The 26,094-nt window shown below is 45.6% G+C and carries 25 protein-coding genes and 1 pseudogene; 17 read left to right on the top strand and 9 right to left on the bottom strand.

Translation table 11 applies throughout. The features are described from left to right. Positions 1-6: 6 nt before the first annotated feature. The 3 genes from LEUMU_RS0114705 to LEUMU_RS0114695 form a co-directional block, all read right to left on the bottom strand. On the bottom strand, positions 7-1,272 hold the full coding sequence (locus LEUMU_RS0114705) for an ABC transporter permease (protein ID WP_022953047.1): 1,266 nt from the start codon (positions 1,270-1,272) through the stop codon (positions 7-9). A 95-nt stretch (positions 1,273-1,367) separates the two neighbouring features. Next, entirely contained in the window at positions 1,368-2,459 is a 1,092-nt protein-coding gene (locus tag LEUMU_RS0114700; RefSeq protein ID WP_022953046.1) for an ABC transporter substrate-binding protein, read from the bottom strand. Positions 2,460-2,544: 85 nt separating this feature from the next. Further along, complete coding sequence (locus LEUMU_RS0114695; protein WP_022953045.1) at positions 2,545-3,639, bottom strand: ABC transporter ATP-binding protein; 1,095 nt, start codon at positions 3,637-3,639, stop codon at positions 2,545-2,547. A gap of 193 nt (positions 3,640-3,832) precedes the next feature. Here LEUMU_RS0114695 and LEUMU_RS28125 point away from each other — a divergent pair, with 193 nt between their 5' ends. Further along, the gene (locus LEUMU_RS28125) at positions 3,833-4,201 is read left to right on the top strand and encodes a DUF5665 domain-containing protein (RefSeq protein ID WP_022953044.1); all 369 of its coding nucleotides are present in this window, start codon (positions 3,833-3,835) and stop codon (positions 4,199-4,201) included. A gap of 78 nt (positions 4,202-4,279) precedes the next feature. On the opposite strand, the gene LEUMU_RS0114685 is transcribed toward LEUMU_RS28125, so the two are convergent. Further along, complete coding sequence (locus LEUMU_RS0114685; RefSeq protein WP_022953043.1) at positions 4,280-4,771, bottom strand: Lrp/AsnC family transcriptional regulator; 492 nt, start codon at positions 4,769-4,771, stop codon at positions 4,280-4,282. 159 nt (positions 4,772-4,930) lie between these two features. On the opposite strand from LEUMU_RS0114685, the gene leuA reads away from it, so the two are divergent. Further along, positions 4,931-6,592: a 2-isopropylmalate synthase gene (gene leuA, locus LEUMU_RS0114680; protein ID WP_022953042.1), complete on the top strand. Its 1,662-nt coding sequence runs from the start codon at positions 4,931-4,933 to the stop codon at positions 6,590-6,592. A 64-nt stretch (positions 6,593-6,656) separates the two neighbouring features. Here the strand turns inward: leuA and LEUMU_RS0114675 are convergent, their stop codons facing one another. Together LEUMU_RS0114675 and LEUMU_RS0114670 are read right to left on the bottom strand one after the other, a co-directional pair. Next, positions 6,657-7,328, bottom strand: coding sequence for a Tll0287-like domain-containing protein (locus LEUMU_RS0114675; protein WP_022953041.1), 672 nt, complete (start codon positions 7,326-7,328; stop codon positions 6,657-6,659). 92 nt (positions 7,329-7,420) lie between these two features. After that, positions 7,421-8,668, bottom strand: coding sequence for a threonine/serine exporter family protein (locus LEUMU_RS0114670; RefSeq protein WP_022953040.1), 1,248 nt, complete (start codon positions 8,666-8,668; stop codon positions 7,421-7,423). A 702-nt stretch (positions 8,669-9,370) separates the two neighbouring features. On the opposite strand from LEUMU_RS0114670, the gene avs2 reads away from it, so the two are divergent. The 4 genes from avs2 to LEUMU_RS29035 all read left to right on the top strand — a co-directional run bounded on the left by avs2 (position 9,371) and on the right by LEUMU_RS29035 (position 15,407). Beyond that, a complete protein-coding gene (gene avs2 / locus LEUMU_RS26205; RefSeq protein WP_211223031.1) occupies positions 9,371-12,925 on the top strand; it encodes an AVAST type 2 anti-phage system protein Avs2 in 3,555 nt (1,184 codons plus the stop codon). 69 nt (positions 12,926-12,994) lie between these two features. Beyond that, positions 12,995-13,330 (top strand): hypothetical protein, encoded by a 336-nt coding sequence (locus tag LEUMU_RS29040; protein WP_211223030.1) that lies wholly within the window; start codon positions 12,995-12,997, stop codon positions 13,328-13,330. A gap of 46 nt (positions 13,331-13,376) precedes the next feature. Beyond that, entirely contained in the window at positions 13,377-14,843 is a 1,467-nt protein-coding gene (gene tnpC, locus LEUMU_RS26200; RefSeq protein WP_022953039.1) for an IS66 family transposase, read from the top strand. 225 nt (positions 14,844-15,068) lie between these two features. Next, on the top strand, positions 15,069-15,407 hold the full coding sequence (locus LEUMU_RS29035; protein ID WP_211223029.1) for a hypothetical protein: 339 nt from the start codon (positions 15,069-15,071) through the stop codon (positions 15,405-15,407). Here LEUMU_RS29035 and LEUMU_RS29200 read toward each other — a convergent pair. Next, positions 15,402-15,557, bottom strand: a pseudogene (locus tag LEUMU_RS29200) (IS256 family transposase); the annotation flags it as partial. The gene LEUMU_RS29035 and the pseudogene LEUMU_RS29200 sit on opposite strands and share 6 nt — an antisense overlap. 140 nt (positions 15,558-15,697) lie before the next feature. On the opposite strand from LEUMU_RS29200, the gene LEUMU_RS26195 reads away from it, so the two are divergent. The 5 genes from LEUMU_RS26195 to LEUMU_RS0114625 all read left to right on the top strand — a co-directional run bounded on the left by LEUMU_RS26195 (position 15,698) and on the right by LEUMU_RS0114625 (position 18,255). Further along, a complete protein-coding gene (locus LEUMU_RS26195; RefSeq protein ID WP_051156046.1) occupies positions 15,698-16,027 on the top strand; it encodes a hypothetical protein in 330 nt (109 codons plus the stop codon). A 56-nt stretch (positions 16,028-16,083) separates the two neighbouring features. Then, positions 16,084-16,503: a GFA family protein gene (locus tag LEUMU_RS0114640; RefSeq protein ID WP_022953036.1), complete on the top strand. Its 420-nt coding sequence runs from the start codon at positions 16,084-16,086 to the stop codon at positions 16,501-16,503. A gap of 46 nt (positions 16,504-16,549) precedes the next feature. Continuing rightward, entirely contained in the window at positions 16,550-16,768 is a 219-nt protein-coding gene (locus LEUMU_RS0114635; RefSeq protein ID WP_342664669.1) for a ParD-like family protein, read from the top strand. Continuing rightward, positions 16,761-17,540 carry a type I methionyl aminopeptidase gene (gene map, locus LEUMU_RS0114630; protein WP_022953034.1) on the top strand — a complete coding sequence of 260 codons (780 nt, stop codon included), beginning with the start codon at positions 16,761-16,763 and terminating at the stop codon, positions 17,538-17,540. The genes LEUMU_RS0114635 and map overlap by 8 nt, the downstream gene beginning before the upstream one ends. A 76-nt stretch (positions 17,541-17,616) precedes the next feature. Beyond that, the gene (locus LEUMU_RS0114625) at positions 17,617-18,255 is read left to right on the top strand and encodes a glutathione S-transferase family protein (protein WP_022953033.1); all 639 of its coding nucleotides are present in this window, start codon (positions 17,617-17,619) and stop codon (positions 18,253-18,255) included. Between the two features lie 41 nt (positions 18,256-18,296). On the opposite strand, the gene LEUMU_RS0114620 is transcribed toward LEUMU_RS0114625, so the two are convergent. Continuing rightward, positions 18,297-18,476 (bottom strand): hypothetical protein, encoded by a 180-nt coding sequence (locus LEUMU_RS0114620; RefSeq protein ID WP_022953032.1) that lies wholly within the window; start codon positions 18,474-18,476, stop codon positions 18,297-18,299. A 49-nt stretch (positions 18,477-18,525) separates the two neighbouring features. On the opposite strand from LEUMU_RS0114620, the gene LEUMU_RS0114615 reads away from it, so the two are divergent. The 3 genes from LEUMU_RS0114615 to LEUMU_RS0114605 all read left to right on the top strand — a co-directional run bounded on the left by LEUMU_RS0114615 (position 18,526) and on the right by LEUMU_RS0114605 (position 20,039). Beyond that, on the top strand, positions 18,526-18,759 hold the full coding sequence (locus LEUMU_RS0114615) for an AbrB/MazE/SpoVT family DNA-binding domain-containing protein (RefSeq protein WP_022953031.1): 234 nt from the start codon (positions 18,526-18,528) through the stop codon (positions 18,757-18,759). 143 nt (positions 18,760-18,902) lie between these two features. Beyond that, positions 18,903-19,622: a rhomboid family intramembrane serine protease gene (locus tag LEUMU_RS0114610; RefSeq protein ID WP_022953030.1), complete on the top strand. Its 720-nt coding sequence runs from the start codon at positions 18,903-18,905 to the stop codon at positions 19,620-19,622. Positions 19,623-19,673: 51 nt separating this feature from the next. Beyond that, a complete protein-coding gene (locus LEUMU_RS0114605) occupies positions 19,674-20,039 on the top strand; it encodes a GFA family protein (RefSeq protein ID WP_022953029.1) in 366 nt (121 codons plus the stop codon). An 86-nt stretch (positions 20,040-20,125) separates the two neighbouring features. On the opposite strand, the gene LEUMU_RS0114600 is transcribed toward LEUMU_RS0114605, so the two are convergent. Continuing rightward, positions 20,126-22,774, bottom strand: coding sequence for an MGH1-like glycoside hydrolase domain-containing protein (locus tag LEUMU_RS0114600; protein ID WP_022953028.1), 2,649 nt, complete (start codon positions 22,772-22,774; stop codon positions 20,126-20,128). A 119-nt stretch (positions 22,775-22,893) separates the two neighbouring features. On the opposite strand from LEUMU_RS0114600, the gene LEUMU_RS0114595 reads away from it, so the two are divergent. The 3 genes from LEUMU_RS0114595 (at position 22,894) to LEUMU_RS0114585 (ending at position 26,072) form a co-directional block, all read left to right on the top strand. Then, positions 22,894-23,301: an immunity 22 family protein gene (locus LEUMU_RS0114595; protein WP_022953027.1), complete on the top strand. Its 408-nt coding sequence runs from the start codon at positions 22,894-22,896 to the stop codon at positions 23,299-23,301. A gap of 160 nt (positions 23,302-23,461) precedes the next feature. Then, entirely contained in the window at positions 23,462-25,138 is a 1,677-nt protein-coding gene (locus tag LEUMU_RS0114590) for a SulP family inorganic anion transporter (RefSeq protein WP_022953026.1), read from the top strand. A gap of 745 nt (positions 25,139-25,883) precedes the next feature. After that, positions 25,884-26,072: a hypothetical protein gene (locus LEUMU_RS0114585; RefSeq protein ID WP_022953023.1), complete on the top strand. Its 189-nt coding sequence runs from the start codon at positions 25,884-25,886 to the stop codon at positions 26,070-26,072. Positions 26,073-26,094: the final 22 nt, after the last annotated feature.

Below are 26,094 nucleotides of genomic sequence, written 5' to 3'. Positions count from 1 at the left end.
GCCCCCTTAACCGAACTTCAGCTTGTCGACACCGACAAGTTTGTTATAAATCCAATATAGCGTCATTACGACGATCAGAAGAATACTTCCGAGTGCTGCACCTAAGCTCCAGTTCAGTGTTTTGCGGATGTGATCAGCAATCAGATTCGAGATCAGCAAGCCGTCGTTTCCACCCACTAGCGCAGGGGTAATGTAGTAACCAATCGCCAGAATGAATACCAATAGCGTTCCTGCGGCAATGCCTGGAACGGTCTGCGGGAAGTACACTTTACGGAAAGCGTAAGAGGTGGATGCTCCCATCGATTTAGCGGCACGCATGTAATACGGTGGAATGGTTTTCATCACCGAGAACAAGGGCAGAATCATAAATGGCAGGAGAATGTGCACCATTGAAATAATGGTACCGGTTTGGTTGTAGATCATCTGGATTCGACCATCGTCACCAATCACGCCGAGGAACACGAGGAAGTCATTAATTATTCCCTCCGTCTGCAACATGGCAATCCAAGCGGTGGTTCGGACTAATAATGAAGTCCAAAAGGGCAGCAGGACCAGTATCATTAACAGGTTAGACGCGCGCAGTGGCAGCGTGGATAACAAGTAAGAAACTGGGAAAGCAAGTAAGAAGCAGATGATGGTGATGACGGCAGAGAGCCAGAGTGTTTTCATCAGTATCGGTACGTAGATCTGGTAGAGCTCGTCAGCCATGACGATCTCACCTTTATCATCATACTTGCGGTCGAGCGCTGCCAGATAAAAAGCCGCCGTAAAATCTTTGGATACACGTTGTAAAGTGAGCCAGAGCGCGGGGTCATCCCACTTCTTATTCACTTTAATCAAGGCGTCCATATAGGGGCCTTCTTTAATATTTTTGGCTTTGCGGGCAGTCGAGGTAATCAGACTGCGCGAGCCGGGCATTTCGTAGTTAACACGCGTGGCTAGGTTACCCACCGTTTTACCCACTTCGCGGCTGGCTCTGGCAAGTACCAGATCTTTAACGAATAGCTCAACGTATTTATCATCCGGCAGACCTTGTCCATCCCACTCCTGAATGGCTTCAGCAAAGTGCGGAAGCACGTCGGTGCCGGTGGTGTTATTCACCGATCGGTACAGCATTTGTCCGATGGGTAAAACAAAGGTAATAAGGATAAACAAAACCAAGGGTACGGTCAGCAAGAAAGCCTTCCAGCGAAGGGTTCTGGTGGTACGTGCCAGTTTTGTTTTGAGGGGTACGCCATCGGCGCCAAGAATTGGTGAAGTCGGGTCTGACATGAATAGTCTCTGGTTGAAGGAATACCCAATGATCCCTGAAGTTAACAGATTGCGCGGAGCGGGCTGCTCCGCGCAATGACTATCGGTGTTGCAACTTAGCCTTTAGCAAGCCAAGCGTTAAAGCGCTCGTTCAACTGGTCAGCATTGTCTGCCCAGAATTCGAAGTTACTTTGTACTGAGTTCTTCATATTGTCTGGGTTAGTCGGCATCTGTGGAGCCATATCGATAGACTCTTTAGTTGCATAGTTACCAACCAATGGTGAAGAAGACTTACGCGCTGGGCCGTATGAAATCCAAGAAGCCTGTGCCGCTAGTGGCACTGTGCTTGTTGAGAACTTCAGGAAGTCCATTGCCAAATCTTTGTTCTTCGCGCCTTTAGGAATTACCCAAAGATCCAAATCCCAAATCTGACCATCCCATACGATTTCAAATGGCTTGTCTTCACCAGCAACTGCGTTGAAGATACGACCGTTGTAAGCAGTTGTCATAGCAACCTCGCCATCAGCCAAAAGCTGTGGAGGCTGTGCGCCTGCTTCCCACCAAACCACATCACCTTTAATGCTATCTAGCTTAGCGAATGCACGATCAACACCTTCAGGCGTTGCCAGTACATCGTAAACTTCAGCAGCAGGAACGCCATCAGCGATCAGAGCAAACTCAAGGTTTACTTTAGCGCCTTTACGTAGGCCACGCTTGCCTGGGTATTTTTTCAGGTCAAAGAAGTCAGCCATAGTTGTTGGGCCATCTTTTTCGATCTTAGAGCTGTCATAAGCGAAGATAGTCGACCAAACGATGTTGGCAACTGCACACTCATGCAAGGTTCCTTTGATGAAATCATCTTCAGCTTTAGTGCCGTCGTCGCCGTCTGGAAGGGCCGTTGCATCAATCGTTTCCAGTAAGCCTTCGTCACAACCGCGAACGGCGTCTGACAGCTCAACATCGACGATATCCCAGCTAACATTGCCCGCTTCAACCTGAGCTTTAATTTCGGCGATACCGCCGTTGTAGTCTTCGGATTTAATTTCGTTGCCGGTCTTCTCGATCCAAGGCTTGTGATAAGCCTCAACCTGAGACTTGGTGTAGGATCCACCCCAGGATACAACAGTAATATCACCAGCTTGTGCAGATGCTGCAGCGATCAAGCTTGCACTTAAAACAGTGCTGGTCATTATTGCTTTTAATTCCATTCTCTACTCCTAAAGATTTGTTCCTGCTATGTGCAGGATACATAAACACGCGAGCCTGGCCGAAGCCAAATGCTAACGTTGTCTCTTATGCAACCGGATCAAGCGCTTTGCAATCACCGGAAGCCCAACCTACGGTTACCGTTTGACCTGCTTTCAACGGTCTTAACTCACCACGGTTTCTCACCTTGGCGATAAAGTCTTTATTACCTGCAACGTTCATCACAATGCGTAGATGATCGCCCAGATACAAAATTTCACTGATTGTCCCTTGCAGCTGATTATCCATCGGCTCCTCAGGTGCTACCTCAACCCGCTCAGGGCGCAGCGATACTGTGGTACGACTACCGACCCCACCGATGTTCACGGCTTCGGATTTCAGCATCGTGCCATCATCCATTTCCACCACACACAAGTGGCCATCAATCGAGCTCACTTTGCCGGTTAGCTTGTTGTTCTCACCAATGAACTGCGCCACGAATGAATTCTTCGGGCTTTCATAGAGTTCATCGGGTGGAGACAATTGTTGGATAATACCGGCTTCAAACACGGCCACGCGATCTGACATGGTTAGTGCCTCAGTCTGATCGTGCGTCACGTAGACGACCGTCACCCCAAGGTTTTCGTGAATGTGTTTGATCTCGTATTGCATTTGCTCGCGCAGCTGCTTATCGAGTGCGCCAAGCGGCTCATCCATCAGGATTAGTTCGGGCTCAAATACCAAGGCTCTGGCAACGGCCACACGTTGCTGCTGTCCACCGGACAACTGCGCAGGGCGTCGATTACCAAAAGCACCGAGCTCAACCATATCGAGCGCACGCTTAACTTTGGTTTCAATATCTGATTTGTTATTGCCACGAACTTTAAGTGGGAATGCCAGATTTTCGGCAACAGACATATGAGGGAATAAGGCGTAGTTTTGAAAAACCATTCCGATGCCGCGCTTGTTAGGCGGGACCGAGTTGATTGCCTTGTCGTTGAGATAGATTTCGCCGTTAGTGGCGGGTTCGAAACCTGCCAGCATCATCAGGCAAGTCGTTTTTCCTGAGCCCGAGGGGCCCAGCATTGTCAGAAATTCACCAGGAGCGATATCCAGATTAAGATCTTTAACGACTAGATTTTCGCCATCATAACTCTTTTGGACTTTCTCGAAGCGAACTGCCGCACCTTTGATGTTGCTCATCGAAATTCAGATCCTCGGGATAGGTTTTGATGTTTATTAAGTTACACACTTTGTAGGGCTGCTTCAAGTACCTATAATAACAAATACTAATAATTAGTAGCATTAAGTATAAGGAGACTTAATTATTTTTTTCCTGAGGGTGAGTTTTGATTATGGTTTATAATTCGGGCTTCAAACCGCCCTTGGCAAGCTTATGAGTGAAGAACAAAAAACAGATTCTACGACGCACCATCAGCGTGCAGCGGAGAGCATGGAAAACTTCGTTTTGTACGTTTCCAGCCCTTGGCGGGTGATCTGGGTGAACTTTGTGGCCGGTATCTTTCGTGGCTTAGGCGCGGTGATCGGTGCCTCTATTGTGATTGCCTTAATCATCTGGGTGCTCAGCCTGTTTACCAATCTACCGCTGATTGGCTTTTATGCGCAAGAGGTGGAGGACATGGTTTCAAGTTATGTCTACCAAACCAACTACAATGACGAGTTTGAGCGCATTGGTAACACGCTGGAGCGCATTGAAGCAGATTTGAAAGCGGCCCAAGGCTCTGCTCAAAAAACACCCCAATAATCCGATCAGCTTTCCGGTAGCACGCTCAATAACTAAGATGACAGTCTTTAGCCAAAGTGGCGCGTTTGCTTGAGCACTTTAATTACGCTTCACATAGTGCAATGGCACCGCCGTCGTATCGACAATCTTGCGTAAGATAAACGATGAATGCACCCCGCTGACGCCTTCGATGCGGGTAATCTTTCCCAGCAAAATCTCGTAATAGCTATCAAGATCGGCCACGGCAACTTTCAGCTGATAATCGGCATTGTTACCCGTAATCATGTAACACTCCATGACCTCCGGAATATTCCGAATCTCCCGCTCAAACACCTCAAAGCGCTCAGGAATGTGCTTATCCATACTGATATACAGTAGGGCGATAATACTGAGATTGACCTTGCGCTCATCAACCCGCACTACGCGACCTGAAATCACGCCCGACTCTTCCAGCTGTTTGACCCGCCGGGAGCAAGGTGCAGCGGTTAGCCCCACGCGCTCGGCCAAGTCCTGATTGGATAACGAGCCGTCTTGCTGTAGCTCGTGCAATATTTTTAAATCAAAACGATCGAGGTTGATGTTTGATTGCATGGTTTGTTCCAGTTGCGCAATTATTTTTCAAGTATAGCGACTATTGTAGTGATTGCTTGCGCGTAAACTGAAAAAAGTCAGAAATACGCTGATTCATTGCTGACACACAGGCCTATACTATGTTCCTCGACATAATCTCATTCATAAGGAAGTATCGCTGTGTTTGATCACAATAAGTATATCCCGTTCACTCCGATCAAATTGACTGACCGTCAATGGCCGGACCAGCAAATCACGCAAGCGCCGGACTGGTGCAGCGTTGACCTGCGTGACGGTAATCAGGCGCTGATCAACCCGATGAATGTAGAGAAGAAGACCCGCATGTTCCTGCAGCTGGTCAAAATGGGCTTTAAGGAAATTGAAGTCGGTTTCCCATCCGCCTCGCAGCCTGACTTTGACTTCGTGCGCAAATTGATTGAAGAAAATATGATTCCTGATGATGTCATCATTCAGGTACTGACTCAGGCGCGTGAGTCCTTAATCAAGCGCACCTATGAATCGTTGGAAGGCGCGAAGCAAGCGATTGTGCATGTTTATAACTCCACTTCCACCGTACAGCGCGAGCAAGTGTTTGGATTGGATCGCGAGGGTATTAAAGCGATTGCCGTAGCCGGTGCGCGCTATGTTCGCGATTATGCAGAAATGTATCCGCAGACTGAGTGGGCATTCCAGTATTCACCAGAGAGCTTTACCGGCACTGAAATGGACTACGCGGTTGAAGTGTGCGATGCGGTGATTGCTGAATGGCGTCCTGAAGATGGGCGTGGCGTGGTGATCAACTTGCCTGCGACGGTTGAAATGTCGACGCCGAATATTTTCGCCGATCAAATCGAATATTTCTGTCGCCAGTTAAAGCAACGCGATCAGGTGCGTATTTCATTACATACACATAACGACCGTGGTTGTGGTGTGGCAGCGGCAGAGCTGGGCGTGATGGCTGGCGCAGATCGTATCGAAGGCACTTTGCTGGGTAATGGCGAGCGAACCGGTAATATGGATATCGTGACCATGGGTATGAACCTGTACTCACAGGGGATTGATCCTAAGTTGGACTTCTCTAATGTGCAGGAAATTATTGATGTGGTGGAGCACTGCACCGAGTTGACCGTGCACCCGCGTCACCCTTGGGCCGGCGAGTTGGTGTATACCGCGTTTTCCGGAAGCCATCAGGATGCGATTCGCAAATCGATTAAGTACCACGAAGAACACGGACAAGAAAAATGGAATGTCGCCTACTTGCCGATTGACCCAGCTGACCTTGGCCGTGAATACGAAGCCGTGATTCGGATTAATAGCCAAAGCGGTAAAGGTGGCGTGGCCTTGGTATTGGAGCGTGACTACGGCATCGAATTGCCAAAGTGGATGCACGTTGAGCTGAGCCGCGTAGTGCAGCAAGCCGTGGAAGCCAGTGGTGAAGAGATTTCCCCACCGAAGATTAAAGCCTTGTATGAAGAACACTTCGTGCAATCGCCAGCCGAATGGCGTTTAGATCGCTATGAGCTTCAAACAGAAGCCGGTCAGATTCGCGCGCAGTTTACGCTGGGCAATGCAGGACCTGTGATTAAAGGGCAGGGCGGCGGCGCAGTTGAAGCTTTATGTGATGCGTTGGGGCAAGTCTATGGTTTGGATATTCAAGTGACGAATTTTGATGAGCACTCCTTATCTCGCGGCACGAAATCTTTAGCGCAAGCCTGTATTGGGCTGAGTGTGAATGGCCAGTCGTATACCGCTGTTTCGGTGAATGAAGATATTTCAACGGCGGCATTGCAAGCGGTGTTAACGGCCTTTGCGGCCAGTGGGCCTGCTGCACCATCGGCTTAACGCGCATAAGCGTTTGAGATAAAAGAATCGCCGGATCATTGAGTTGATCCGGCGATTTTGGTTGTTAGTTTAAGCTTTTTACTACAACAAACGCGCCGCGAAGATCGCCTTCTTTATAACCGACGGCTTTATCCTCAGGATATAGCTCAGCAATTTTAGCCGTGACTTCAGGCTTTAAATTAGCGCCATGACAGCTTAAGCACAGGCTGCCGGTTGGAATGGCTTTCATAAAACGAAACTCCGACTTGCCGTCGTGCTCAACGATTTGCGTGAAGGCCAGTGTGTCGGGGCTTTCGCCAGCCGCTTTGCGCGTATCGAAGTCTTGTAATACCGCGCTCTGCCAGTCATTGGCTTTACCCATCACTGGATTACGATTTTTCAAACTGACGCGTGAGACTTGCAGGCCTTTTTCAGCAGAGACGGTATTGGCAATTTCGGGTGCCTTTTCATTACAGACCGGAATGGCATTGAGTGGGCCGCCGGCTTTCATCGCTAACTGTAGCTCTTTCTTTAGATTGCCACCCAGTGCTTGAACTGCGAGCTTAGCATCGGCAACCAATGCCGCTTTGTCATACTCGGCGGCCGTTGGTGCTTTGACTTCAGCCACGGGCTCAGCTGCTGGCGCGGGTTGCGCAGCAGGCGCTTTATCCGCTTTGGGTGCGGCAGCTTGTTTCTCATCTGTACCGCAGGCCGCCAAGAGTGTTGTTAAACTTACAAGCAATAGCCACTGTTTCATTATTAATCCCTTAAAGTGTGAAATTTAAGGGATCATCCTAGAATGACGGCAAGTGCGAATCATTGTGTTTTATCAATTATCGCCAGATAAATTTACAGACGATTTTTCGGCGGCAACAGCACATTCGCAAACATCAAGCCAGCAATCAGCGCCATAAAGGTCAGGAATATCTGCGCGCCATTCGAGGCATTGGATAAAATCTCCTGCCCTGAGATCACACTATTCAAACCCATAAACGCCTTACTGCCCGGCACCAGCAAGACGATGCCCGGCAGCAGTACGATATGCGAGGGCGTGTTTTTAATGCGCGCATAGGCATTGGCGTAGAGGCCAACAATCATCGCACCCACCAAGCCACCGAGCTCGGCACCAAAATAATGGCTGCCAATCTCCGCGCCGAGGTAGGCGATAATGCCTGACATCATCCCCCAGAGCGCATCACTGGCGCGGATTTTAAAGATAACCAATAGGCTAATGGACAAGCTAAGCGCGGCGAGATAATGCACCCAAGGGGCCATGGATGGCTCGGCAGTGTGCGGCTCGATATCCCAGAATAAGGTGCTCAGCGCCAGACCGAAAGCCGCACCGAAGTACAACTTAAACAAGGTCATGGTGGAATCCATAATACGCGCCGTACCCGATACCAAGTCGCGTGCCGCCAGCTCCCGCAAGCCCAGCGTGAGCGAGAGACCGGGGATAAAGGTAATAATACCGGCCAAAATCACAATGCCGATATTGATCTGAAAACCCACCGCCACGGCCGCACTGGCCAGAAAGCCAATTAACAAGGCGGAGAGGGGTTCAATCATCTCCTCCATGCGCTCGCTACGACCGGAGTACAGCACCAGAAAGAAGATAATCCACCCCGCAAATAGGGATGCGACCACATCCAACATACCGGTACCACATAACGCGGCAAAGGCAGCGGAGGCGATACCCCACGCTAAAAAGTCTTGCGCGGTGGAGTACAGATTGGGCGAGTTGCGGATTTGTGAGAGCTGCTCAATGCCTTCATCCAAACTCACCTGTGCGGCGATGACTTGCTCGGCCAGATCGTGAGAGAGCGCCAGCCGGTTGAGATCGATCCCGCCAGGGCGCACGCGGGCAATGTGCGTAATCTCATCTTCCGAGCCATCTTCCCAAAACACAAAGTTCATGGTGGTTGGGGTGATGAGAAAGGCACCGTTGAGACCCATTAGGTAGGTGGTCTCGGTCAGTAGCTGCTCCAACCGGTAGGAGTGCGTTCCGTATTCGTGCATGGTTTTGCCGAGTCGGATAATAAACCGGCGGGTACGCTTGACGTCGTCCGGGTTGGTAATAATGACGCGTTGGTGGTTCATACTATTGGTTTTAGTGTCGCTTGAGTAAAGCAGGCATGGTACGCAAAATGGGGTGAGGGTTGTTGGTTTTTCTGGGGGTAGACGTGAAATCTTATTGGATGTTTTTGTTGTCAGGAGTGTTAGTTGAGCGGACAATCTAGGTGCTATATTTTGTATTAATGGTCGCCAGTTGAGCAAGTTTGGTAAGTTTCCGTATAGTTCTGGTATTTACAGAATTAGAGGGTTAATTATCAATAATATCAAAGATATGGGTGGGTGAAATATGGCAATGTTATTTAACTTGTGCGGAAGTCAGGTTTTTGGATTCCATACAGCATACTTTTATGCTTCATAGGAAATGGAATGCTCAAGCTTAAATTAAAATTTTAGGAGAAGTAATTGCACTCCACAGAGCAATAAATAGTTCAAGCCAAGTTTTCAGAACTTGAACCTTTTGACTCAGTTATATCGTTTAGTGAGCCTTTATCAAGCGTTGCAAAGATAAATCTAGATTCGATAATTTTGCAGTTTGCTGATCAAGGTAAATACATCGACACAAAACTCTGGTCGGAAACGCGTAATTTAAAAACAGATAGATAAGGCTATGAATATATCAAGCAACGCATAGGAGCAACTTCTGTTTGGTTCTCCTATAGTGGAATGTAGCATCTCATAGGGGTCACGAGACTTCGTTAAGACAAGAAAATATAGGATAGATAAAAAATGGAACCTGTCTCAATGGCAATTGGTGGAGTAACTTACTACGTTGCAATAAAACTTTTAGACCAATTTATATCTCAGGAAGGGTATGGGTGGTTTCGTAAGATGTTTTTTCCCAAGCAAAGATATGTAGACAGGCTCTATCAACTGATTGAGGAAACGGCTACAGAGTTTGAAGTCGAATATCCAATTGAGTCGGATAAGGCCCCATTTTATCACTCTCAGCCATTATTTGATGTATTGAACGAATATATTTTGTTTAAAGAGTTGCCTGATAAAACTGAGTTATTGAATAAGTTTAGTGATTATCCAAGTATACTTCCTCCAACTCAAAAGCAACTTGAGTGTTTCTATGCGACTCTCACACTTAAAATAAACAAGTGCAAAACGTTAAAAAGACTCCATATCGAAGAAGCTTATAAAGAAAAAATATTCGATATCAGTGACGAACTTATTCAAGTGAAACTTTTGTTGCGATCTATAGATGAGAAGCTAACGTTTCACTTGAGTGATAATTGGTTAAATGAGAAAAGTAGACAAGCAATAGCTGATTTGGGTGGACGATATACACCTGAGTTGCACGTAGAACTTGATATTGCAAAGGTATTTGAGGGGCTTGGAAGAACTCAAGTGTTCTCTGATATATTTTATTCGCATATCGACAGTTTTCTTATAAAAGGAAACAAAATTCGTCAATGTGATGAAATTTATACACCATTGTCTGTAATATTTCAGTCCTTAAAAGATGTTGCAAATCTATATCAAGAAGTCGACATTTATAAATTAAGTTATGTTCCAATAAATAAGTTTATTGATAATATTTCTAGATGCCAAGAAGCTATTAATGAATCGGAATCAGTATTGTGGGATTTACGGGAGGAGGCCAAAAAAGAAGGTGAAACTAATCACTACAGCGATAAGTATTCATCCACTTTGAGAGAGCTTCGGGATCTTGATTATACGTGCAATAATTTACTTGAATTTATTAACTCAATAACAGTCAAGTTAGCTAACAATCCCTTCTTGCTTCTCGAAGGAAAAGCTGGAATAGGTAAGTCTCATTTACTTGCTGACGTGATTAAAACACGAATTGTCTCGGGTTATCCTTCTCTATTTATACTAGGGCAACAACTTACTTCAGATGAATCACCTTGGTCACAAATATTTAAGAGGTTACAGCTTAAAGTTACTTCTCGTGAGTTCCTAAAAAAATTGAATTTATTGGGTCAAAAAACAGGAAAAAGAGTCTTAATTTTTATTGATGCTATTAATGAAGGAAGTGGCAACAAGTTCTGGAATGATAACATCAATAGTTTTGTGGATGAAATCAAGGAATTTGAATGGCTAGGTCTAGTCCTGTCAGTCAGAACAACATATAAAAGTGTAACAATTTCGGAAGAGAACTTGGAGCGCAATAATTTTAAAATTCATGAGCATATTGGATTTCAAAATGTCGAGTTGGAAGCAGTCAGTTTATTTTATGACTATTACAAGATAGAGAGACCTTCGTCACCAAACCTTAATCCAAAGTTTAAAAATCCTCTGTTTCTTAAGCTGTTATGTGAGGGGATTAAGAAAAATGGCTTAACTAGGGTGCCTATTGGGTTTAATGGTATTTCAAATATTCTGAATTTTTTGGTGGAAGGAGTAAATAAGTCATTAGCATCACCAAAAAAATACGATTTTGACCCCAGCTTCCCCCTTGTAAGAGACGCCCTCAACGAAATAGTAAAAGTTAAATTGAGTATCGGTCGTAGTAATATTTCACTTAAAGATGCACATTCGGCGGTTCAATCTGTTGTTAATGATTATTTTAATGATAAAACTTTTCTTAGCGCCTTAATTGATGAAGGATTACTGACTAAAGGCTTAGTGAGAAATGATGATAACTCTACCGAGGAAGTGGTGTATGTGGCTTTTGAAAGATTTGATGATCATTTAACAGTTAAGTTCTTATTAGACGATGTTGAAAATATCGAAAATGAATTTAAAACTGATGGTCGCCTGAAAAGTTATTTTAAAGATGAATATGACTTTTACAGAAACTCGGGGATAGTAGAGGCACTATCCATTCAATTACCAGAAAAATTTGGGAAAGAGCTTTATGAATTATTGCCTGAGTTTAGTGATAATCATAATTTACTAGAAGCATTTATTGAAAGTTTGGTTTGGCGAGATATCAATGCCATTGTTTTCGAAAAAATAAAACCTTTTATCAACAAGCAAGTGTGTGGGGATAGTAATAGCTTTGATCTTTTTCTAGAAGCAATAATCTCTATTTCAGGGTTAGTTGACCACCCCTTCAATGCTAATTTCTTGCATCGTTGGTTAATACAACACACCTTAGCCGATCGAGATGCACTTTGGACTACACAACTCGAATATAAATATAGTGAAGACTCAGCATTTAGGCACCTAGTAGATTGGGCGTGGGCTAGAACAGACAAAGGCTACATATCAGACGAGTCAATTGAATTGGTGGCAACTAGTTTATGTTGGCTTTTAACTTCGAGTAACAGAGAACTTCGCGATTGTTCTACAAAGGCTTTGGTGAGTTTACTCGAAAATAGAATCTCTGTTGTGATAAGAATAATTGAGAAGTTTGATGGGGTGAACGACCCTTATGTTTGGGAAAGAATATTTGCAGTCGCATTAGGCTGTTCATTACGAACTATAAATGTGCAGGAATTAAAATATTTAGCCGAAACTGTTTACCAAAGGGTATTTGGTAATGAATATGTGTATCCAAATATCCTACTTAGAGATTATGCGAGAGAGATCATCGAATTTGCTATGCACTCTGGGCTGGTGCTTGACTGTGTTGAACCTGCTAAGACTAAGCCTCCATACAGCAGTAATTGGCCTGACAGGGTTCCTTCAAAAGAAGAATTAGAATCTCTCTATGACAGAGACTCTTATGGGGCACTCTGGAACTCTATTATGGGAGGTGGTGATTTCTCTCGATATACAATAGGAACAAATCATAATCACTCTGATTGGTCAGGTTGCAAGTTTGGTGAAATCCCTGTCGACCGTAAACAAGTTTTTGAAACTTTTCAAAGTAAATTAACTGATATCCAGAAAGAGCTATATGACGCTACTGACCCTATCATTTATGATGATAAAGCCAAAGAAATTACATTTGTTGATGCTACAATTAGACTTGGTAGCGCAATAGGCAGAAAAGATCAGAATGAAATAAATACGAACAAAGAATTGTTTAAGAAGTCCTTGCCGGACGATCTATTGATTAAATTTGAAAATGATATAGAGCCGTACCTTGATCACAATAATAACTTGCTGGAAACGGATAAACACTTTGATCTTAGAATAGCTGAGCGCTTTATATTTACGCGAGTTGTGGATTTAGGTTGGGATCCAGACAAACATGGTGATTTTGACCGAAAAATAGGAAGTGGCCGTGGGCGCAGAGAGTCATTTCAAGAACGTATTGGAAAAAAATATCAATGGATTGCTTACTATGAATACATGGCAAAACTAGCCGATAATTTCATTCGTTTTGAAGGCTATGGGGATAAACGAAAGGAAAGCCCATAGCAAGGACCATGGGAGCCTTACGTAAGAGATATAGATCCTACGATCTTATTGAAAGAAACAGGAAGCAAGGTGGTAAGCAATCAAGACATGTGGTGGCTTAATGATGAAGTATTTGATTGGGATTGCTCTTATGAAGAATGGGTTAAAAGCCCTGCTACAATAACTAATCCATATGGTTTGATTGAAGTTAAAGACAACAACGGTGATGAATGGTTGATATTAGAAAGTTATCCATCTTGGAAAGAGCCAAAAATTATTGGCAATGATGACTGGGGGCACCCAAGAAAAGAGGTTTGGAGCCATATCAGAAGTTATATCGTCAAAGTAGAAGAATTTGAAAATTTAGAGACTGGGCATCAACCCAACATTTCATGGGCAGATGGATGCCTGAAGGTAGTGATGTAACCCTTCACGGGGTTGCATTTAGGCCACAATTCGTTATGATTAAACAATGAACAAACTAACTGAGGCGCTTTTCAATCACCAACTGCCCGCGGATCTGGCGGCGTCGCAGCGTCTCAATCGTCAGTTATTGGATTTAGTGACCCAACTGGAACAGCGTGTCGCTGAGCTGGAAGACATCGCAGGCAGCGGGAGTTCTTCCAGAAACTCCTCCAGACCACCGTCCCAGGATTCACCGGAACAACGGGCTAAGCGCGAGAAGAAGCCTAAGAGTCCTCGCAAGCAAGGAGCCCAGCCGGGTCATCAGGGTCATCAACGCGTTCGGGTAGAGCTGTCTGCGACGGATGAGCAAGTTCATTACTACCCAGGCACTCAATGCACCTGTGGTGCGGTGTGTGATGTCGCTCAGGAGCCTTATCAGCGACATCAGGTCTTTGACCTGCCTGAGGTTCGCAGTCAAGTCACTGAACATTGTCTTTATGAGGCAATCTGTCCGGGTTGCCGCAAGCGTCAGGTGGCTCGCTTGCCAGACACGGTTCCCTGTGGGCAAATGGGGCCGGGACTGGTCAGCTGGATTACGCTGATGAATGGCGCTTATGCCTTATCGGTGTCAAACATTCAACGCTTACTGAAAGATCACTGGCAACTCGCCTTCAGTACCGGTGCCGTGAGCCAGGCCACCCGCTCGGTCACGGGATGGTTGCTGCCGCTGTATCAGCAAGTGGGTCAGGCGGTACGGAATTTACCCGTTGCTCATGCGGATGAAACCAGTCATTACCGCAATAATGAGCAGCGTTGGCTTTGGGTGCTGTGTTCCTCGCAAGTCGTCTACTTTCTAACGCATCATTCTCTGGGTAAAGGTGCCGCGAAGGGTTTACTGGATAATTTTGAGGGTATACTGGTCACTGACCAACATGGCGGCTACAACGATTATCCGGTCGAAAAGCGCCAGCTTTGCTGGGCGCATATTATCCGTAAGTTTCGGAAAATATCAGAACGTGTGGGACGGGCCGGGGTGCTGGGGAAACAACTCTGGCGATTATCCCGCTTGATTGTACACTGTCGTAATCGTTGGCGATCGGGCGGCTATTCTGATGCTGGCTACCACACACGAATGCGACGATTCAAACAGGCGATCCATACGCTACTGTGCCTGGGGTGTGAGACCGCGCCCGCTGACCCGTTAAAAAAAGCCAGCAAAACAGCCAATCAGTGCAAACGACTGCTGGCGGATGAATCGATGCTCTGGACGTTTTTGCAGGATCGCGCGATTCCCATGACCAACAATGAAGCAGAACGTGCGATACGTCCTTATGTGATCTGGCGTAAAACCAGTTTCTTCAGTCAGTCTGCCAGAGGAGATCAGTTCCGTCCGGTGATTCTGACTCTGACTGAAACCTGTAAGCGGTTGGGCTTAGGCGTTTATGGACTATTGAGAAAAGTCTGTGAACAAGGCCTGTGTGGTGAGGCTATTACCGTACGGCTACCCTTAGGTCAGCACGCTATATCAGCGTAAGCCCCCCGTGAAGGGTTACGTAGTGATAGGTACCAGTTATTTAATAGAGAGTTTTATTGGTCCGAAGCATTTCAGTTTTTTAAATCAGATTATTATGGTGGCGCAGATTGGACCTCGGTATCAGATCAAGAGTCGAGATCTAAGATAGCTGACGTTAGTATTACTTCTGTTAATTATTTTTGGGAAGAAGAGTTCGATAAATCAAAAATAGAAACTTTGAGCTTTTTGAAACCAAGCAATTTAGTCTTCGAAAAAATGGACTTAGCGAATGGGGAAATAGAAGGTAGTTTCAAGGATCAAAACGGTACCATCGTTTGCTTTGCAGCTGAAGCTATACATGCTTCAAAAGCACATTTACTTGTTAAAAAAGAACCATTTTTAAAAATGTTAAGTGAGAATGGCTTTGAAATAGTTTGGACATTGTTGGGTGAGAAAGGTGTTATTGGTGGCTCACTTACCTCAAATCATCATTATGGCCGACAGGAGTTTAGTGGAGCGTTTTATTTTGATAACAACCAGCTGAAAGGAGGGTGTTCAAAATTTTGTGTCAGCGGATCATCATAGCTCTAACTCTAAATGATCATCCAATCGTCCCTCGAAGTTAATCGCCAATTGCGAGAGCGTGAGGCTCTAGTTTTGTACTAGGTGACTCCAATGTTCGGATACCTTTAGTATTCCAGGGTAGAGCAATTTGAGCAAACTGTCACGCAAGGCTTTGAGTGCGGCATTCATGTCGAAATTGATGTTGTCTTTCATATCTCATCCTTTTTAGGCTGTTAGTTTAGAGAGGTAACACAGAATTCTGAACACTACCGTTTTATGTGAGTAAACCGTTAACTGCCAAAGGATATTAAATGCCAAATTCAAGAAAAGAAGCATTTGAATTAATTGATGAGCTTGGAGCTCCAGAGCATTTAAAGACTCATGTAACCCTCGTAGGGGAAGCGGCAGATCTTTTAATCGAAGCAATTGGTAGACTTGGCATCGAATTGGACTTTGAGTTTGTTCGAGCTGGTGTAGTGATTCATGATATTGGGAAAACTGTTCATATCAATGAACTGACAGGGCCGGGTTCGGAGCACGAACCAGAAGGGGAAAAGATCGTTGAGATTTGTTTACTGAACTCGATTACAAATTCGAAGAAATTGCTTCGGGTGGGCACGAGAGGTTACAGCGAAGTGTAGGCCGTTAACAAAGCGACTCCGGTTATAGAGGTCTAATCAAAAGTAAGGAGGCTTTTATGAGCAATAAATATCAAGGTTCATGCCTTTGTGGCAGTGTGAAATATGAGCTTTCAGGCGATTTCCAGTCTTTCTTTTTGTGTCACTGTACCCGTTGCCAAAAGGATACTGGCTCAGCGCATGCAGCTAACCTGTTTGCTAAAGCCAGCGCGCTGACTTGGTTGCAAGGTGAACGTGATGTTAAAACTTACCAGCAACCAAACTCCATGCATGTAAAAAGCTTTTGTCAGCAATGCGGGTCAGCACTTCCCACGGTTACTGAAAGTATTGACAGTGTGGTGGTTCCCGCAGGAAGTCTGGATAGCTCAATTTCAATTAGGCCTACCGCTAAAATCTTTGTTGGTAGTTGTGCAAACTGGTCTAAAAATTTAGATGATGTGCCTAGCTATGAAGCGCTACCGGGACACACTAAGCGCTGATTGACATCCAAATTTCACGAGCATATGATGCGTATACGTTTCGTATATGGTTTATATAATGGGAATAGTGAAAATATCAGACGACTTGCATGAAGAAATCAGGAAGTCGAGTAATGTAATGTCCAGATCTATAAACTCGCAAGCCGAGTTTTGGATGAAGATCGGGATGCTGGCTGAGCTCAATCCGACACTGACTTACCATGAGATAATCAAAAAACAGCTAATAAAAGAAAAGCTCACGATTGCGGAGCTCGTGCATGAATGAAGCAATGATAAAAACGGATGCAGAAATTGATTTCATGCGGAAGTCAGGCAAGCTTTTAGCTCAAGTGTTTAAAATGCTTGATGATTTTATCTGTGAGGGTATGACGACCTTAGAGATTGATACTCAGGTTGAGCGCTATATTGTGGATGTTTTAAATGCTCGTCCAGCGAGTAAGGGGCAGTATGGCTATCAATATTCGCTGAACTCATCCGTCAATGACGTAGTGTGTCATGGTGTGCCAAATAATACCCATCAATTGAAAAGCAAAGACATTCTAAATGTTGATATCACCTTAGAGAAAAATGGTTACATCAGCGACTCAAGTAAAATGTATACCTTTGCGACAACTAGCCCAGAAGCCAAGCGCTTAGTTAAAACGACTTACGAGGCTATGTGGAAAGGCATTCAGGCAGTAAAGCCAAAAGCAACACTGGGTGATGTTGGCCATGCAATCCAAAAACATGCTGAGTCCTCTGGCTATAGTGTCGTTCGGGAGTATTGTGGTCATGGCATTGGTAAAGAAATGCATGAAGACCCGCAGGTACTTCATTATGGGAAAGCCAACACAGGGTTGGTGCTTGAAGCGGGAATGACATTCACTATCGAGCCAATGATTAATCAAGGCTCGCAGAAAGTAAAAACGAAGAAAGATGGGTGGACTGTCGTGACCAGAGATAAGAAGCTTTCTGCTCAATGGGAGCATACCATTTTAGTGACAGAGACTGGCTTTGAAGTGTTAACGCTTCGGGATGATGAAAAAGCGGTCTTCTGAGTTCGATCACAGGCATGAATTTTTAACCAATCGGTCAGAATTTATCTACGCTTAAGCCCATTAGGAGAATACGAAGATGTACAAACTTTTCTACGCAGCCAAGAGCGCGTCTATGTGCATCCGCGTGATGCTGGAGGAGATTGGCGCGCCTTACGAATTAATTTCAACGTCGGTCGATAGGATCACCCCTTGTCCACCGGAGCAGCTGGCCATCAATCCCAATGGCTGGGCACCGGTTCTGGTTTGGGATGATGGGGCCATGTACGAGTGTGCCGCGATCACTATGTTCCTGTGCGATCGTCATGCAGAAGCGGGTTTGGCTCCCGCGATTGATGCGCCGACGCGGGCGCTTTATCTCCAGACTCTGGTCTACTTTTCCAGCTCCATTCAGAACGCCTTTCAGCTCACTTACTACCCTGATCGCTTTGCTGACACTCCTGAGGGTGAGCCTGGAGCGCAGCGTCGTGGAAACCGGCGTCTTCAGGAAACCTTGCAAGTGATTGATGATCAGATTGCGGGTAATAAATGGGTGCTTGGCGACCAGTTCAGTGCTGTGGATATTTATCTTTTCATGCTGACTACTTGGCTACGACCGGCTCGGGGTCATCCGTCCCTCGATGATTTTCCCAATATCAAGCGCATTGCTAATGAAGTCGTTCAAAGGCCAAGCGTTCAGCTCGTTTATAAAGAATGGATCGAAAATCCGAACTACTAATCCCCATCTAGTAAGTACGCGACGCATCTGAGCAACAGCCCCTAATGACGATTTTTTCTATGTACACCAACGGCTGAGGCAGGTGTGTTGAGAGCGATCAGGTAAGAGGCATACTTACCAAGCTTGATCATTTTGTTGACGTCAACAAAATGATCTGTGATGGAGTGACCAGATACCTCAAGCATTGAGGTTAGTTCTATTGGAGAAATTAGAGAATTCATGTAAATTCCTTACTTCTAAACTTAAATTAATAAGTAAGGAATGTCCGCCATGCTAGCCACCCTAACCTCCAAAGGCCAGGTCACCATCCCCAAACAAGCCCGCGACGCCTTAAACCTAGATGCTGGTGACCGCGTAGAATTCATCATCGACGACGATGGCCGCTTGTTCATCCTACCGGTAACACGCTCAGTAAAAACCCTAAAAGGCATGCTGCCAAAACCAACTTTCCCCGTCAGTCTGGAAGCAATGGACGAAGCCATCGCACAAGCGGTCAGTTCATGATAGGACTAGATACTAATGTTTTAGTGCGCTACCTAACGCAGGATGACCCGGTGCAATCTGCACAGGTGAATACAGTTATCGAGCAACTAGCAGCAGCTCCAGTCGCAATTTAGAAAATAAACAGCCTGGTCAAGTTGACTGCCATGAATAAAATGACACCCGCAGTACGTATTTTACTCGTCGTTAATGTTGCACTGTTTTTACTGGACCGTGTGATACCGTACAAGCTGACCGAAATACTTGGTCTGTATTTACCGGTCAACGAAAAATTCGCGGTTTGGCAATATCTCACCGGCATGTTTATGCACCATGGCGTGATGCATCTCATCATTAATATGGCGGGGCTATTTTTCTTTGGCTGCATTGTAGAGCGTGCGCTTGGCAGCAAACGATTTGTGACGCTTTATTTTTTGGCGGGTATTGGTTCAGGGCTAATCTACACCTTGGTACAAAGTTACGAGTACTCCGCAGGCGTTGCATTAGTCAGTGCGATTGAAGCCCTTGGAAGCAGTTCACAAGCCCTCTCAGGGAATGAAATTTATCAAAAAACGGTTTATACGCTATCTCGGATGTACCGCACAGAAGTCGTTGGTGCTTCAGGTGCTTTATATGGGGTCATCGTTGCAATTGCTATGCGTTATCCAAATGCAAAAGTGCCGTTTAAATTCATCCCATTCCCAATAGTGGCGAAGTACTTTGTTCTCGGGTTAATCAGTATCGACTTAGTACTTCAACTAAGCGGTTTTTCGCCGTTTGGCCGCTTTATGGTCGCGCACTCCGCTCATTTAGGTGGTGCGTTTACCGGGTTCTTAGTGATGCTTTACTGGCGCTACCGGCTTCCAAAGCATCTTGAACAAAGCTGATTTGACGAAGAAATTTCCTAGTAGCTCCAAGTTAAAGTAAAGGAATGTGCAATGTTCGTAGCTAAATGTCACTGTGGTAAGGTTTCTCTGGAAGCAAAGCTAGTTCCAGAAACAGTCACAAGCTGTAATTGCTCTATCTGCTATCGTATAGGAGCGATTTGGGCTTACTATTTTAAAGAGCAAGTAAAAGTAGTGGGTGCCGAAATGACAAACACGTATTTATGGGGCGATAAAACACGTACCTATCACTCTTGCAGTGTGTGTCATTGCGTTACGCATTATACCCAAATACGGGACGATGGTATCAGAGTAGCGATAAATTCAAGAATGGTAGCTCCCGAACAAACCCATGGCATTAAAGTCAGAGAGTTTGATGGTGCAGGCACTTTTGAATACATTAAAAAGTCCGATACATAGCGGATAAAAATGCCCGCACTCCAGAGGATGCAATTAACGACCTGAAGTAGGGCCGATGGCTAGTGATGAGTAATACGGACTCGGGCTTAACTTGGTCTCCCATCCAGCAAGTACGCCACGCAGCCGGTCCAGCCGGTTTGATGCGTCGCGCCAACACCGCGCCCATTATCACCATGAAAATACTCATAAAACAGGATTAAATCCTCAAAGTGCTCGTCGCTGTAGGTGTCTTTGTGAAGCGCATGAATCGGGCGGTTGCCAGCGGCGTCTTTCCTAAACATCGCTACTAAACGCTGGTTGATATCATCGCTCACTTCCTTGAGGTTGATGTTCCTTTCTACATTGATGGCGCAGTCGATGGTGAACTCATCGCCATAGTATTTGTGGTATTCCATCAGCGATTGCACAAACAGAAAGTTCATGGGAATCCAGATCGGCCCGCGCCAGTTGGAATTGCCACCAAATAGGTTGGTGGTGGATTCTGCGGGGTCGTATTGAACAGAGAAATGCTGGCCTTCTATGTGTATGTTGTAAGGCTCGCTGTGCCGTTTCGACAAGGAGCGAATGCCATAGTCGCTGAGGAATTCATTCTCATCCAGCAAGGCGCTGAGCAGTTTCTTTAGTCGCTGCTTTGGTACCAGTGACAGCAGCAGGTCGCCATCGTCTTTTAACTCTTCAAGCACGCGGTATTTATTGTGCTTTCTGCGGTAATTAAAGAACCATTTCAACTTGGCGTAGAAGCTTTTTACCTTGTCTAACTTCTCGCGCTCCAGTACTAACACTGAGTTCAGCGTCATCAAGCCCACTAAGGATCTCACCTTAATCGGAATGTATTGATCTTTGGGTAAGGCCAGAATGTCATAGAAAAAGCCTTCGCTTTCATCCCAGTTACCAACCCAGTCATGGCCCATTTTGTTGAGTGACTCTGATATATACACGAAGTGCTCGAAGTACTTGGTACACATGTCTTCATAGGCATTGTCTTCGGTGGAAATCTCTAACGCGATCTGCAACATATTGAGTGAGAACATGGCCATCCACGCCGTGCCATCGGCTTGCTCTAAGTGGCCGCCACCCGGAATTTCTTTGCTGCGGTCAAACACACCAATATTATCTAAGCCTAAAAAGCCGCCTTCGAACACGTTGTTATTGCTACGGTCTTTTTGGTTGACCCACCACGTAAAGTTAAGCGATAGCTTGTTAAACACGCGCTTTAAAAAGGTGATGTCGCCTTTGCCGGTTTTCTTTTTATCGATCTCATAAACTTTGTAAGCCGCCCAGGCATGCACTGGTGGGTTCACATCGGAGAAGTGCCACTCATACGCGGGAATCTGCCCACTCGGTGCCATATACCATTCGTGTAACACCATGATCAGCTGCTTCTTGGCAAACTCAGGGTCGATCATCGCCAGCGGTAGGGTATGAAATGCCAGATCCCACACCGCATACCAAGGGTATTCCCACTTGTCTGGCATCGAGATGATGTCTTCGTTATTGAGTGTCATCCAGTCTTTATTGCGCCCCTTTTTACGGGCTTTGGGTGGGGGCGTTTGTCCGGGGTCGCCTTTTATCCACGTCTCCATATCGATATTGTAATACTGCTTAGACCACAGCATTCCGGCAAAGGCTTGGCGTTGAATATTGGCGGCGTCTTTACCTTGTTGTTTCTGACAAAATGGTGCGTAGAAGGCATCAGCTTCTTGCTGTCTTAGCGCAAAGACAGCATCAAATTCATTAGTGAGTGGCGTTTCAGTGTAGTGCTGTTTAGAGAAGCGTAAGCGGATTTCGATATGGCCTTGGCTGTCGATGCTCTGCTGAAACATAGGGGCAAATTTCGAGCCCTCTGAAACTGCTTGTGTCAGGCTAAAGTCGTTTCCAACCACGGCGTCATGAAACAAGTCTTTAACGTATGGCGTTGCATTTGGCTGACCGTATAATTTGTCTTTATTGGTTTCGTTTTCAGTGAATAGCCATTGCTCTGGCTTGTCGAATGCTAAGTAGTAATCGCCCAGTTTTGGGTGAGTGAGCTTTACTGAGCCGAAGTCATTATTCTCAGAATTCTTGGTGATGTTGTGCTCACGCTCAGTCTGCCCAAAACTCCATAAATTGCGTAGCCACAGGGTAGGGAGGACGGTAATGTCAGCGGCTTCCGGCCCTCGGTTGTGCACCGTAATCTTGACCAGAATGTCTTCTTCATCGGCCTTGGCGTACTCGGTAAACACATCAAAATAGCGGTTGTCATCAAACACGCCGGTATCGAGTATTTCGTACTCAAGTTCTTGTCGGTTGCGCTGTTGATTGGTTTCCAGCAAGTCTTGATAGGGATAAGCCTGTTGCGGGTATTTATACAGGTGCTTCATGTAGGAGTGCGTTGGCGTGCTGTCCAGATAGTAGTACAGCTCTTTGCAGTCTTCGCCGTGATTACCTTGCGGCCCCGTTAAACCGTACAGGCGTTCTTTGAGGTAAGGGTCATTGCCATTCCATAAAGTTACCGCAAAACAAACCGCGCAATGGCGATCTGAAATACCCGCGATACCATCTTCTCCCCAGCGATAGGTGCGGCTGCGGGCGTGTTCGTGCGGAAAATAATCCCACGCTTCACCGTCGGGGCTGTAGTCTTCGCGCACCGTTCCCCATTGGCGTTCGCTGAGATATGGGCCCCATTCCAACCACTTTTTTTCATGGGAGTAGTGTTCGTTTAAGCGCTGCTGTTCTGCATTTTTTATTGTGGACATAGGGCGGGATTATTGTCATTGTTTAGATGGGTTGATTATTGAGAGATTTTGTTGGGTTGTCTAGTTGGTATGTTTCAAATGGCTAGCCCATTAGTAATGCGCGATACAAAGGAGAAAAAATGAGTAGATTTGATGGTCCGCACTTCGACAAAGAAGATTCAGATATCGTTTCGATCTGGGCTTCAAAAGTTCCCAACCAAGAAATACCAGAAGATTACTTTACTGAAAATTACAGTGAGGATGAAGAGGAGCCCTTCAATCAGTTTAGCTCAGACTTTGGCTTTGGTTACTACGATCATGACGCGGCAGAGAATGCGAGAGATTATGGTGTTACTAACGAGCAAAAGCTTATGTATGCGTCCTATGGGAAATCTTTCTGTAAAGAAGCTTCATTAGCTTGTGATATTCAATCAGTGGGTACTTTTTACCTGATGTACGATTTTATCTATGACCCTAAAGTAACAAGGATCAAGGAAAACAAGCTTTTCAAATTCATAGGCTGCTTTAAGTTTGATAAGAGTATGTAACAAGGTGTTTAGCGCCAAGTGTTTTGTATCATGGCACTGTCGAGAAATTCATAACCAGAGCCTGGCCAGCCTTTTCCGAATAGCTATTACGCCATAGGGTATTAGACAAAACAAAGTATCATTCGTTACAGTTGCGAAACATTTTTACGAGGGCTGGGTTTTGTTTGGAAACCGTTTTGAAGATATTAATCTGAAGGGTGATGTGTTTGGCGGCGTGACCACGGCGGTCATCTCGTTGCCACTGGCATTAGCATTTGGTGTGGCATCTGGGGCTGGCGCTGAGGCGGGGCTTTGGGGCGCTATTTTGGTGGGCTTTTTTGCGGCCTTGTTTGGTGGCTCGACAACCCTGATCTCTGAACCAACCGGCCCGATGACGGTGATCATGACGGCGGTGCTCACCAGCATGGTCGCGAAATATCCCGAATCCGGCATGGCGATTTCGTTTACCGTAGTGATGATGGCGGGTGCTTTCCAAGTCCTGCTTGGCACGCTAAAGCTCGGTAAATACATCACCTTAATGCCCTATAGCGTGATTTCTGGCTTTATGTCGGGAATCGGCATCATCTTAATTCTCTTGCAGATATCACCGCTTCTTGGTCACGCGGCACCTTCCGGTGGCGTCATGGGCACCTTGTCAGAGTTGCCAAATACCATCGCCAATATGAAGCCGAATGAGTTGCTGCTTGGCGCGCTCACCTTGGCAATTTTATTTCTTTTTCCTAAGAAGCTCCGAAAATTTGTCCCTGCGCAATTGGTCGCTTTGCTGGTTGTTACACTGATTTCGGTCATGTTTTTCAGTAGCGAAAGCATTCGCCGCATTGGTGAAATTCCGGCCGGTTTACCATCGTTGGTTATCCCGCAATTTAACTTAGAAATTTTCACCACGATGGTGATTGATGCGCTGGTGCTTGGAACGTTGGGCTGTATTGATACCTTGCTGACAGCGGTTATTGGCGACTCATTAACCCGTAAAGAGCATGACTCCGATAAGGAGCTGCGTGGTCAGGGCTTTGCGAATATGATCTCCGGTTTGTTTGGGGCGTTGCCAGGTGCTGGCGCGACAATGGGGACGGTGACTAATATTCAGGTCGGCGCTCGTTCACCAGTGTCGGGTATGGTTCGTGCTTTAGTGCTGGCGTTAGTGGTGTTGGTTGCGGGTGGCTTGACTGAGCCGATTCCGATGGCGGTACTGGCAGGTATTGCGGTGTATGTCGGCTTTAATATTCTCGATTGGAGCTTTATTCAGCGCGCGCATAAAGTTAGCGTTCCGGCGATGGCCATTATGTATGGCGTGATGCTGTTGACGGTATTTGTGGACTTGATTGTGGCGGTTGGGCTTGGGGTGTTTATCTCGAACATCATCATTATCGAGCGCCTGAGTCGTGAGCATGTGCGCCAAGTTCGGGCGATTAGTGATGCCGATGGCAATAGTGTGCCGCTAACTGAAAGTGAGCGCACTTTGTTGGACCGGGCAAAAGGAAAGCTGCTGTTTTTCTACCTGTCTGGGCCAATGATTTTTAGTGTGTCGAAAGCCATCTCTCGACAGCACCGTCGCATTGCGGATTATGAAGTTATGGTGCTTGATTTGACCGATGTGCCAATGATTGATGTGACAGTTGGGCTAGCGCTGGAAAATGCCATAAAGGATGCGCAGGAAGTGAACTGTGAGGTGATTTTGTTATGCCCCAATCAACAAACTCGCCAGCAGTTAGAGAAGTTTCATGTGATTGACTTGGTGGCAGAGGAGAATACTTATTCACTGCGGATTGAGGCGTTGGAGGCGGCGCTGAAGTTTGTGGAGAAGGATGGTCGCCAAACAGAGATAAAATTGGCTTAGCGTAATGAGCTTGATTATTGATGAGGCACGAATAAGCAAGTGATCTAGAGCTGGCTACTTAGGATGCTGGCCTCTTTTTCGAATTAGTTGTTCTAATTGCCGAATGCCAGTCTTATATTATCCCCTAGTGCTGTTTGCTGTCGGGAATGGGCTTGAATCAATAAATCACCGTAAACTAGTGCGGATACACGAGCTTAAAGGTGTATTCCAGCACCTAAATTAAATTCATTGGGGGCAGCTTAGGTTGGCTCGCTTTTCATCTGGTTGTGCATGACCACTGTGGATAGGTCAGCTTTTGCAAAAGCTATCTCGATAAAACCCAAAGAATTTTTCAGCAATCACTCTCTGATCATCTGCGCAGAAGAATTCCTTAGATAGTTTAAGAGTGGTTGCAATTTGGTCGTATGGCTGAGCCTTGTGACATATCAGCATTCTACTGACGGTAAGTAAACCTTGTTCGGGAATAAGAGTGCTTTCATTCATGATACGTGTGCTACTTGATCTGGATCCGATGAAGCATGGACACCGTTTGGTGGTTGGCCCGTATAATTTAGGCGATACCCCGTCGCTAGCTTCTGATGAAAGACATGTTAAAAACAGCGTTAAGTAGTTTTCGTGATGAAATAGTAGAGCTCTACTATTTACTTTGAATGCAGAGTTAGTCTATAGTGTGCCAATCGTGTAGTAGAGTTCTACTATATTTGATGATATTACTAATGAAATAACACTGTATTGGAGAAAACCTATGAAAGAAACACAACCTGCTCGCGAAAAGTACGTGATTAAAAAAGAACGTATCTTGGTCCTGCTAATAAATTTGTTCATCGTCATTTTTATTCACTGTTCAAGTTTTGCGGTAAATATGGATTATCATCTTGTTATTGGTGAGATTGATGTGAAGCAAACCCTTTCTGTTGATTTTACTCAGAACTAAGGAGAGAGGCTTTATGGAGCAA

Source organism: Leucothrix mucor DSM 2157 (assembly GCF_000419525.1).
Taxonomy (GTDB): Bacteria; Pseudomonadota; Gammaproteobacteria; order Thiotrichales; family Thiotrichaceae; genus Leucothrix; species Leucothrix mucor.
The sequence above is the reverse complement of the archived record's forward strand: the minus strand, read 5'-3'. Positions and strand labels throughout refer to the sequence as shown.